We start from the raw sequence: 9843 nt of genomic DNA, 5'->3' as shown, positions 1-9843 counted from the left end.
ACCGAGGAGAGCGGGGTCGCGAGGTACGAGCGGCCCCGGTCGACGAGGGAAGGAGCCGGGTAAGAGCGGCCGAACCGCGACGCGCCAGCGTCGCCGGCAACTCACGAGGAACGAGCGACCTCCCTCGACGAGGGAAGGAGCCGGACAAGAAGCGGCCTCACCGCAACGCGTTAGCGTCGCCATAGGCTGGCGACACGATTGTCCCTCTTGCGCCCCACTCTCCTCAATTCGGTCACCAACGCGATAGCGTTGGCATCCGTGACGGGTTACAACGACGATCTTCGCCTCGCGCACGTCATGGCCGACACGGCCGACGATCTGACCATGCGTCGGTTCAAGGCCCTGGACCTGCGGGTGGAGAACAAGCCTGACCTCACACCGGTGAGCGATGCCGACCAGGCGACCGAGCAGGCGATCCGCGCGACCCTCGGCCGGGCCCGGCCTCGCGACACCATCATCGGCGAGGAGTTCGGCAAGAGCGGCTACGGCGAGCGCTCGTGGATCATCGACCCGATCGACGGCACCAAGAACTACGTACGCGGAGTGCCCGTCTGGGCCACCCTCATCGCCCTGGTGGACCAGGGCCGCGTCGTCGTGGGCCTGGTCTCGGCCCCCGCGCTCGGCCGCCGCTGGTGGGCCGCCCGCGACGGCGGCGCCTGGACCGGCAAGAGCCTCACCAAGGCCACGCGCTGTCAGGTCTCCTCCGTCGCCTACCTGGAGGACGCGTCGTTCTCCTACTCCAGCCTCGGCGGCTGGGAGGAGGCCGGGAAGCTCGACGCCTTCCTCGACCTGAACCGTTCCGTCTGGCGCAGCCGCGCCTACGGTGACTTCTGGTCACACATGATGGTCGCCGAGGGCGCGGTCGACGTGTCGGCGGAGCCCGAACTCTCCCCCTGGGACATCGCGGCACTGACCGTGATCGTCGAGGAGGCGGGCGGCATCTGGACCGACCTGTCGGGTGTCCCCGACATCGACGGCGGCAGCCTGCTGTGCAGCAACGGCCCCCTGCACACCAAGGTCCTCGATCGCCTCGGCAGCGGGCCGCTCACCCTCCCCGTCTAGTCCCCCTTCCGGGCGCCGTACGGCCGTCCGCTCTTCCGCACACGCCCGGGTACTCGCCATGCCCGCTGGCCCACCCGTGTCCGTTCACCTTCCCCAGGATGTCGGGAGGGTGAACGGATCGACACACCTGCGACGACCGCGGCCGGAGGCGATGGCGAACTGACGGCCCTCCCCTGCTCACCAGGTCATATTTCCGCCAAAACCCTCTAAAGCACAGCCCAAAGGCCCTGCGAGGGTGCAAGCCAGGACGAAAATCCTGCCAAAGCCCGGGTATTCACATCCGTGGGTTCACCTCTTCCGGTGCCGGTCACGGCTCGTTTCACTTCCGTTCACTTTGCCCCAGTTTCATCGAAGACATCGAGAACGGATCTCACTACGGAGAAGGAACATAACCGTGACCAGTGGACAGCGCCGCCTCAGCGCGGTGGCGACGGCCGCGCTCGTCGTTTCGCTCGCGGCCGCATGCGGTGGCGACGCCAAGCCCAGCAGTGACGGAAGCACCTCGTCCGCCGCCCCCGCCACCGAGGCGAGCGCAGCCCTGAGCGGCGAGATCAAGATCGACGGTTCCAGCACCGTGGCTCCCCTCACCCAGGCCGCCTCCGAGCTCTTCGGCGAGGAGCAGCCGCAGGTGAAGGTGCCGGTCGGCACCTCGGGCACCGGCGGCGGCTTTGAGAAGTTCTGCGCCGGCGAGACCGACATCTCGAACGCCTCCCGCGCGATCAAGGACGAGGAGAAGGCGGCCTGCGAGGCGAAGGGCATCACGTTCACCGAGCTCACGGTGGCGACCGACGCGCTGACCGTCGTGGTTCCCAAGGAGAACGACTGGGTCACCTGCCTCACCACCGACCAGCTCAAGAAGATCTGGGAGCCGGCGGCCGAGGGCAAGGTCAAGACCTGGAAGGACGTCGACGCCAAGTTCCCCGCCGAGGCGCTGAAGCTCTACGGCCCGGGCACCGACTCCGGCACCTTCGACTACTTCACCGACGAGATCAACGGTGAGGAGGGTGCCAGCCGCAAGGACTACAGCCCGAGCGAGAACGACAACGACATCGTCACCGGTGTCGCGGGCGCCAAGGGTGGTCTGGGCTACTTCGGCTTCACCTACTACGAGGAGAACGTCGACAAGCTGAAGGCCGTGGAGATCGACTCGGGCAGCGGCTGCGTGGCCCCGAGCGTCGAGGCGGCCCAGGGCGGCAAGTACACCCCGCTCTCCCGCCCGCTGTTCATCTACCCCTCCACCGCCGCGGTGAAGCGGCCCGAGGTCGCGGCCTTCCTCGACTACTACGCGTCCAACATCGACGCGATCGCCAAGGACGCCAAGTTCGTCCCGCTGAACGCCGAGCAGGAGGCCAAGCTCAAGGCTGACATCACGTCGCTGAAGAGCGCCGGCTGATGTCGGCACAGCACCGCACGACCGTTCCAGGGACCTCGGGGTCCCTGGCGCGGTCGCGCCCGCGTTACGGCGAGTCCGTGGTCAAGGTTGTTCTCCTGATCGCGGCGCTGGTCTCGGTGGCGACCACGATCGGCATCGTCATCGCACTCCTCGAACCGACCATCGAGTTCTTCGCCACGGTGAGCATCGGCGAGTTCTTCGGGTCCACCGACTGGGGACCGCTGTTCAACCCGCCGGCGTTCGGTGTCTGGCCGCTCATCGTGGCGACCGTGGAGATCACCTTCATCGCCGTCGTGGTCGCCGTGCCGCTCGGCCTGGCCGCGGCGATCTACCTGTCGGAGTACGCCTCCCGCAGGACTCGCAAGATCTTCAAGCCGGTGCTCGAGGTCCTCGCGGGTGTTCCGACGGTGGTCTTCGGCTTCTTCGCCCTCACCTTCGTCACGCCGCTGCTCAGGAACCTCTTCCCCTTCCTGGACCTGGAGGCCAAGAACGCGCTCGCCGCCGGCCTCCTGGTCGGCGTGATGATCATCCCGATCGTCGCGTCGCTGTCCGAGGACTCGATGGCCGCGGTGCCGAACGGCCTGCGCGAGGGCTCGTACGCCCTCGGCGCCTCCAAGATGCTCACCTCGGTGCGCGTCGTCGTCCCCGCCGCGTTCTCCGGTATCGTCGCCGCCATCATCCTGGCGATCTCCCGGGCCGCGGGCGAGACGATGATCGTCGCGATCGCGGGTGGTTTCAAGTCCGTCTTCACGCTCTACCCGGGCAATGAGATGTCCACGATGGCGGCCTTCATCGCCCAGGCCGGCTCCGGCGACGCCTCGGTCGGCTCGATCGCCTACAAGACCATCTTCGCGGTGGGTTCCCTGCTCTTCGTGATCACCTTCGCGATGAACTACCTCAGCGCCCGCATGGTCCAGAAGTATCGCGAGGTCTACGACTGATGGCCATCCTCTCCACCCCGCGTTCGGCCGTGCAGCTGGCGAGCAAGGGACGTCCGCTCAGGGAGCACCTCTTCCGCATCGCGCTGCTGGCCAGCCTCGCGATCGCTCTGGCGTTCCTGGCCATGCTGCTGATCTACGTCGTCGAGAAGGGCTGGCCGCGGCTCAACCCGATGCTCTGGGAGAACCAGCCCTCGATCCGCCGCCCGGAGACCTCGGGCATCCAGTCGGGCATCCTGGGCACTTTGTGGATCATCGGGCTGACCGCGGTCATGGCCCTGCCCACCGGTATCCTCGCGGCGATCTACCTTGAGGAGTACGCCGACAAGACCAAGTGGTACAACAAGCTGATCGAGCTGAACATCTCCAACCTGGCGGCCGTTCCCTCGATCGTCTACGGCATCCTCGGCCTGGGCATCATCGCCCGCTGGCTGCAGTTCGGCTTCACGGTCATGACCGGCGCGGTCACCATCTCACTGCTCGTACTGCCCATCGTGATCATCTCCGCGCGTGAGGCCATCCGCGCGGTGCCCCCGTCCATTCGCGAGGGCTCGCTGGCACTGGGCGCGACCCAGTGGCAGACCATCTACCGCCAGGTGCTCCCGGCGTCGATCCCGGGCATCGCGACGGGCTCGATCCTGGCCCTCTCCCGTGCGATCGGCGAGGCCGCCCCGTTCCTGATGCTCGGCGCCGCGACGCTGGTCCGGTTCAACCCCGAGGGTGTCTGGAGTAGTTTCACCGTCCTGCCGCTGCAGATCTACAGCTTCATCAGCCGGCCCCAGGAGGAGTTCAGCATCCTCGCCTCCGCGGCGATCGTAATCCTGCTGGCGATCCTGCTCCTGATGAACTCGGTCGCCATCTGGCTCCGTAACCGCTACCAGAAGCGCTGGTGAGGTAAGAAATGTCCGAGATTGGAATTTCCGTGCCGAATGTGAACGTGCGCGGCCCCGAAGTCCCCCGCACCATCGAGGCCCTCGACCCGGTCTTCACCGTCTCCAACCTCAGCGTTTTCTACGGTGACTACGAGGCGGTACGCGGGGTCGATCTGACCATCGGCAACCGTGAGATCACGGCCATGATCGGCCCGTCCGGCTGCGGCAAGAGCACGGTGCTCCGCTGCTTCAACCGGATGAACGACCTGATCCCCGGCGCCCGCGCGGTCGGCGAGATCCTGTACCACGACGAGAACCTGTACGGCGACCATGTGGACCCGATCGAGGTCCGCCGCCGGATCGGCATGGTCTTCCAGAAGCCGAACCCCTTCCCCAAGTCGATCTACGACAACATCGCCTACGGTCCCCGGGTCAACGGGATCAAGGGCAACATGGACGAGATCGTCGAGGAGGCGCTGACCAAGGCGGCGCTCTGGGACGAGGTCAAGGACAAGATCAAGCAGAATGCGCTCTCCCTGTCCGGCGGACAGCAGCAGCGACTGTGCATCGCCAGGGCGATCGCGGTGAAGCCCGACGTCATCCTGATGGACGAGCCCTGCTCGGCCCTGGACCCGATCGCGACCACCAAGATCGAAGACCTGATGCAGGAACTGACGCGCGACTACACGATCGTCATCGTCACCCACAACATGCAGCAGGCCGCCCGTGTCTCCGACCGTACCGCCTTCTTCACCGCCGAGGTCGACGAAGCCGGTGTGCGGCACGGCCGCCTGGTGGAGTTCGACGAGACCAGCCGCATCTTCACCAACCCCAGCGACAAGCGGACCGAGGATTACATCACCGGTCGCTTCGGCTGACCCACATTGGAGGATCCGGGTGCTCCAGCCGCAGACGGCACCAGAAGTGGAAGGGGACAGACGGACGGCACCCATACTGCTGGTGGCCGATCCGGAAGCGGCCATGGTCCATGACCTGTCCGCGGCCCTGGAACGCGAAGGGGTGCGGGTCACGGGCGTCACCGACGGTGCCCAGGCTCTCCTGCAGGCCGGGGCGCTGCGGCCCGACGTCGTTCTCGTCAGCGCCTCGCTGCCGGTCCTGGGGGCTGTGGAGTTCGTCCGCGCGGTACGGCTGACGCGGGCGATCCCCGTCCTGCTGGGCGTGGGCGAGGGACACGCCCAGCAGGCCGTCCAGGCGCTGGCCGCCGGGGCCACCGCGTGCGTGGCCCGCCCCTACCGGGTGCCCGAGCTACTACCCCTGGTCCACGCCGCGTTCACCGGCGAGCCCGGGGCCCGCAGGGTGCTCGTGGTCGGCAAGGTGGAACTCGACGTCAACGCCTACCAGGTCACGGTCGACGGTCGGATCATCCACCTGCCGCTGCGCGAGTTCGAGCTGCTGCACTACCTGATGCGTAACGCGCACCGCACCGTGACGCGGGAGCAGATCATGAGGCATGTCTGGAACTCCACGGACACCGCCTCGACCAACACCATCGCGGTACATGTCAAGCGTCTCCGCGCGCGTCTGGGCGACACCGACGACCGGCTGATCCAGACCGTGCGCGGGGTGGGCTACCGGCTGATCGACAGGACCCCGTAACGGGTACCCGCCGCTCAGTTCGCGTCCGGCTCGCAGCCGTGTTCGCCCCTGAAGGCTTTCATGACGTGCGCGGCCACGCCCTCGACCTTGGCGATGCCGGCACTCATGCTCGGGCTGTCCTCGGTGAGGACGGCCACCGCGTAGTCGTGCCCGTGCCCGCGGATCAGTCCGGCGCTGACGACCACCCAGCGCCCGTTCGACTCGTGCCGCAGCCAGCCGTTCTTCAGCGACACCTGGTCGTTCTCGCAGGCCCCCGCGCTGATTCCCCACTTCTGGCCGGGGGTCACCCGCTCCATCAGCCCGAGCACCCGCCGGCGTTCCGCGGGGGCCAGCGGGCTCCTACCCGTGGCCAGCGCCCTGACCAGCCGTACCTGGTCCTCGGCCGTGCTCTGCGTGGTGCCCCAGCAGTTCTGGGCCACGCACCGCCCGCCGGGGGTGTAGGTGCGCTTGAGGCCGAGCCTGCGGTTCGCACTGGCCAGCCCGGGCTCCAGGCCGATCCGCTCGTACAGCCGGTCGGCCGCTCCGTCGTCGCCGAAACGGATCATGTGCCTCGCGTCGGACCTGGCCTGGTCGCCGAGCTCGCGCCACCGTGTGTCGAGCAGCAGTGCCGTCAGGATGCTCACCTTGGAGATGCTGGCCATCGGCAGCTGGAGGGCACGGTGGTAGCGGTAGCGCCGGCCCGTGGTCAGGTCGCGCACCGAGACCGCGGTCCGGCCACCGCCGTACCTGACGAGAAAGCCGTCGAGGGTGTGCGTGAGCTTCCCGGAGAGAATCCTCGGCGAGCCGGCGAGTCCCGTCCGCCCCGGGACCCCGAGCGCCATGGCGCCGGGGAAGGTGGGCGCGGGAACCGCTGCCAGGAACGGCGCCTGAGGAGGGGGCACCGACGCCGGTGCCGCCTGCCGCCAGGAGGGTGCTGTCGGGGGAGACGCCGTCGGGGTGGAGATGCTCACCGGCGTCAGGCCCTGGCACGTGCTACAGGCGGTGACCTGCGCGGTGACCAGCAGAACAGCTGCCGCGACCACCCGGTGCCTGGCTCTCATCATCCACCCCAACCGTCTCCCCCATTACGTGACGATCGGGATATATCCCACAACAGGCACTAAGAAGATGATGAAGCGAAATCTAGCCAGAAAAAGGACTTACCGCTTGGAATGTCGCGCTGAACCTGCACCTACCCTTGGGAAACCCCGGCGGTTAGCCGGGCGATGCTCTCGTCGTCACAGGTCGCCCAGAACTCACCGACGACGTCTTCGAGGTGCTTCAGCGACTCGGCTCGGAAGAGAACATCCTGATATTTCGTGATGTCGTAGTGCGTAGTGCCCATGACGGCGACGTCCAGCGGCCGGATGTCCATGCCCCGGAACTCTTCGATCTCCCCGTAGGAGGACAGAATGCCCGCCCCGTACGCCCGCAGCTCACCCTGGTCCATCATGACGCCGAACTCCATCGTGAACCAGAAGACCTTCGAGACGAACTCCAGCGCCTCGGAGCTCTCGACCCTCCGCGCCGCCTCCCCGGCCAGCCGGTAGAGCCTCGAGTAGCGGTCGGAGGCCAGTGCGTTGGCGTGCCCGATCACCTCGTGGATCACGTCGGGCTCCGGCGTGTACAGCGGCGTGGAGTGGTGCCGGATGTACTGCGTGGAGTGGAAGAGCCCATCGGCCAGAACGCCGTAGAAATCTCTGAGCGGCACCAGCCCCGCGGCCGGGATATAGCGGAACCCGGTCAGCGGCTCCAGCAGATCGCCGACCTCCTGTAGCTGCGGGATGCGCTCGGCGGGCAGTCCGAGCCGCTCGGTCGCGGCCAGATACTCAATGGTGGCATATTTGCGGTGCTTCAGGCTGAGTTCTCGGCTGACCAGCGCCCACACCTCGTGCTCCTGGGCGGTGTACTCGGCCGTCGGGATCGGCGTACCCGGCACGTACCCCACAGCGAGGGCCGCGATCGCGTTGCGGCGCGCACGGTAGACCGGATCGGCGAAACCTGGATGACCGGCACCGAGTTGGACCTCGATCGTGCCGTCGTCATGGGTCGCCACCGGCGCGAAGTACTGCGCTTCTTCGAACATGTATGAAATGACAGCAATTTCTGGAAACGTTGACAAGAGCGGCCAGTTTTACTGGGCGATCCGCACAGAACTGTACGGTCATACCGCGCTTACGCTGGTCGAATCGCCCAGTCTGCTGCCATCCTGTTGGGATGTCTATCGACGAGTTGGACGGCCGCCTCCTGGTCACCATGCGTGCCAACCCGCGCATCGGCCTGACCGAGCTGGCCCGCCTGCTCGGCGTGGCCCGGGGCACCGTTCAGGCCCGCGTCGAGAAACTGACCGCCCGCGGCGTCATCGCCGACTTCGGCCCCACGGTCACCCCCGAGGGGGCCGGGTACCCGATCCTGGCGTTCGTCTCGCTACAGATCGCCCAGGGCCGCCTGGACGAGGCTGTACGGGCGCTGAAGCCCCTTCCCGAGATCCTGGAGGTCTACGGCACCAGCGGCCAGGCCGACCTGCTCTGCCGCGTGGTGGCCCGCAGCACCTCCGACCTCCAGGAGATCATCGCCCGCATTCTGGCCTCCCCCGCCGTCCAGCGGACCGACACCACGATCGCCCTCTCCGTCCAGGTCCCCTACCGGATCGAGCCCCTGCTCCGCGCCGCAGCCGACGCCTGACCCGCGGCCGGTTGCCGGCACGGGTCATCGACGGTCCGCGGACGCCCTGAGGCCGTCGAAGACGATGGCGAGCGTACGACGCTGGAGGTCGCGATCCCAGCCCGCGTGGAGTGCTCCCTGGCAGATGCCGGTGAGCAGCGCGATCACCTCGTCGAGCCGGACCCCCTCACGGACCGTGCCGGCTTCCTGGGAGCGGACCAGGAGCGTCGCGATCCCCTCGCGCAGCATCTGAACCGAGCTCGCCACCTGGAGATCGATCCCCGTCTCGGCGAGAAGCCCCACGACCGTCCTCTTCTGCGCCGCCTGCTCGACCATGCGGGTGACGAAGGTGAACAGCGCCTCGCCGGGTGCGTCGTCGGCCGCGAGAGCGGCCATATCCCGATCCAACCTGCCCAGGAGGTCCTTCATGATGGCCTGCAGGAGCTCCTGCTTGGTCGGAAAGTGCTTGAAGACCGTACCGATGGCCACTCCCGCACGGGCGGCGACCTCCTCGGTCGACGCCGACGGCCCCTTCTCCGCGAAGACCGCCTCCGCCGCGGCGAGAATCCGCTCCCGGTTACGCCGGGCGTCCGCGCGCATCGGCCTGGCACCGCCCGGCGAGGGCTTCGAGGACGTCATCCCAGCCGGCCTTCCCCGACCAGGGACACGAGACATGGCATTGACAAAGTGAGTCTCCACTCATAATCATTAAGGTGAGTTTCTGCTCATCTTAACTTCCATCAGCAAGGAACCCATCATGCCCGAAACCACAGTCGTTCCCGGTCCCCGCGAGATCTTCGAGCGCATGCGGCGGCACTGGCTTGAGAACCTCGGCGGCATCGGGGGTGAGCTGGCCGAGGACGTCGTCATCGAGGTGCCCTTCGCCCCTTCCGGCAGAACCCGGCGGTACGAGGGACGGGAGGCGTTCCTCCACTTCGCCGGCCCCGAGCAGGCCGCCTTCGCCCGGAGGTTCCGCCTCGACGAGATCCGCGATGTGGTCATCCACGAAACCACCGACCCCGAGGCCATCGTCGTCGAGTACGAGCTCGCCGGCACCGTCATCGCCACCGGCGACCAAGCCGCCTCCGCCTTCATCGGGGTTCTCCGGGTACGGGACGGGAAGATCATTCATTGGCGTGAGTACCAGAACACGCTGGCGATGATCGAGGTGCTCGGAGCCACTGAACGGACCTGAAAACCTCCGGTGGACGGGCCCCGGAAAGCACGAAGGCCCCCACCGAAAGGTGAGGGCCCTCATAAAAGATTGTCCGGCGGCGACCTACTCTCCCACACCGTCCCCGGTGCAGTACCATCGGCG

11 protein-coding genes are annotated in these 9843 nt (G+C 67.3%); 8 read left to right on the top strand and 3 right to left on the bottom strand.

Features of this window, described 5'->3' with window-relative positions:
• Positions 1-258 precede the first annotated feature (258 nt).
• From hisN to ABZU75_RS43110, 6 genes are all read left to right on the top strand, one after another.
• Positions 259-1062 (top strand): histidinol-phosphatase, encoded by an 804-nt coding sequence (gene hisN, locus ABZU75_RS43135; RefSeq protein WP_355568193.1) that lies wholly within the window; start codon positions 259-261, stop codon positions 1060-1062.
• Positions 1063-1456: 394 nt separating this feature from the next.
• A complete protein-coding gene (locus ABZU75_RS43130; protein WP_355568190.1) occupies positions 1457-2455 on the top strand; it encodes a PstS family phosphate ABC transporter substrate-binding protein in 999 nt (332 codons plus the stop codon).
• A gap of 77 nt (positions 2456-2532) precedes the next feature.
• Positions 2533-3396, top strand: a complete 864-nt coding sequence (gene pstC, locus ABZU75_RS43125; protein WP_355568187.1) for a phosphate ABC transporter permease subunit PstC — start codon at positions 2533-2535, stop codon at positions 3394-3396.
• Entirely contained in the window at positions 3396-4286 is an 891-nt protein-coding gene (pstA, locus tag ABZU75_RS43120; RefSeq protein WP_355568184.1) for a phosphate ABC transporter permease PstA, read from the top strand. Before pstC ends, pstA begins: the two co-directional genes overlap by 1 nt.
• Before the next feature lie 44 nt (positions 4287-4330).
• A complete protein-coding gene (pstB, locus tag ABZU75_RS43115) occupies positions 4331-5143 on the top strand; it encodes a phosphate ABC transporter ATP-binding protein PstB (protein WP_355568181.1) in 813 nt (270 codons plus the stop codon).
• An 82-nt stretch (positions 5144-5225) separates the two neighbouring features.
• Entirely contained in the window at positions 5226-5882 is a 657-nt protein-coding gene (locus tag ABZU75_RS43110; protein ID WP_355568178.1) for a response regulator transcription factor, read from the top strand.
• Between the two features lie 14 nt (positions 5883-5896).
• Here ABZU75_RS43110 and ABZU75_RS43105 read toward each other — a convergent pair whose 3' ends face one another.
• Positions 5897-6925: a serine hydrolase gene (locus tag ABZU75_RS43105; protein ID WP_355568176.1), complete on the bottom strand. Its 1029-nt coding sequence runs from the start codon at positions 6923-6925 to the stop codon at positions 5897-5899.
• Between the two features lie 128 nt (positions 6926-7053).
• Entirely contained in the window at positions 7054-7947 is an 894-nt protein-coding gene (locus tag ABZU75_RS43100; protein WP_350966120.1) for a phenylalanine 4-monooxygenase, read from the bottom strand.
• A 131-nt stretch (positions 7948-8078) separates the two neighbouring features.
• Here ABZU75_RS43100 and ABZU75_RS43095 point away from each other — a divergent pair, with 131 nt between their 5' ends.
• Positions 8079-8546: an Lrp/AsnC family transcriptional regulator gene (locus tag ABZU75_RS43095; RefSeq protein ID WP_355568172.1), complete on the top strand. Its 468-nt coding sequence runs from the start codon at positions 8079-8081 to the stop codon at positions 8544-8546.
• Positions 8547-8570: 24 nt separating this feature from the next.
• On the opposite strand, the gene ABZU75_RS43090 is transcribed toward ABZU75_RS43095, so the two are convergent.
• Positions 8571-9164: a TetR/AcrR family transcriptional regulator gene (locus ABZU75_RS43090; protein WP_355568169.1), complete on the bottom strand. Its 594-nt coding sequence runs from the start codon at positions 9162-9164 to the stop codon at positions 8571-8573.
• Between the two features lie 118 nt (positions 9165-9282).
• On the opposite strand from ABZU75_RS43090, the gene ABZU75_RS43085 reads away from it, so the two are divergent.
• On the top strand, positions 9283-9720 hold the full coding sequence (locus ABZU75_RS43085; RefSeq protein ID WP_355568166.1) for a nuclear transport factor 2 family protein: 438 nt from the start codon (positions 9283-9285) through the stop codon (positions 9718-9720).
• The last annotated feature ends 123 nt before the right edge of the window (positions 9721-9843 follow it).

The organism is Streptosporangium sp. NPDC005286 (assembly GCF_040607515.1).
Lineage (GTDB): Bacteria > Actinomycetota > Actinomycetes > Streptosporangiales > Streptosporangiaceae > Streptosporangium.
The sequence above is the reverse complement of the archived record's forward strand: the minus strand, read 5'-3'. Positions and strand labels throughout refer to the sequence as shown.

Bases quoted from the DNA above. Each gene is read 5' to 3' on its own strand.
- ABZU75_RS43090 (WP_355568169.1), bottom strand. From the start codon at position 9,164: ATGACGTCCTCGAAGCCCTCGCCGGGCGGTGCCAGGCCGATGCGCGCG.
- ABZU75_RS43105 (WP_355568176.1), bottom strand. From the start codon at position 6,925: ATGATGAGAGCCAGGCACCGGGTGGTCGCGGCAGCTGTTCTGCTGGTC.
- ABZU75_RS43085 (WP_355568166.1), top strand. From the start codon at position 9,283: ATGCCCGAAACCACAGTCGTTCCCGGTCCCCGCGAGATCTTCGAGCGC.
- pstA (WP_355568184.1), top strand. From the start codon at position 3,396: ATGGCCATCCTCTCCACCCCGCGTTCGGCCGTGCAGCTGGCGAGCAAG.
- ABZU75_RS43100 (WP_350966120.1), bottom strand. From the start codon at position 7,947: ATGTTCGAAGAAGCGCAGTACTTCGCGCCGGTGGCGACCCATGACGAC.
- ABZU75_RS43095 (WP_355568172.1), top strand. From the start codon at position 8,079: ATGTCTATCGACGAGTTGGACGGCCGCCTCCTGGTCACCATGCGTGCC.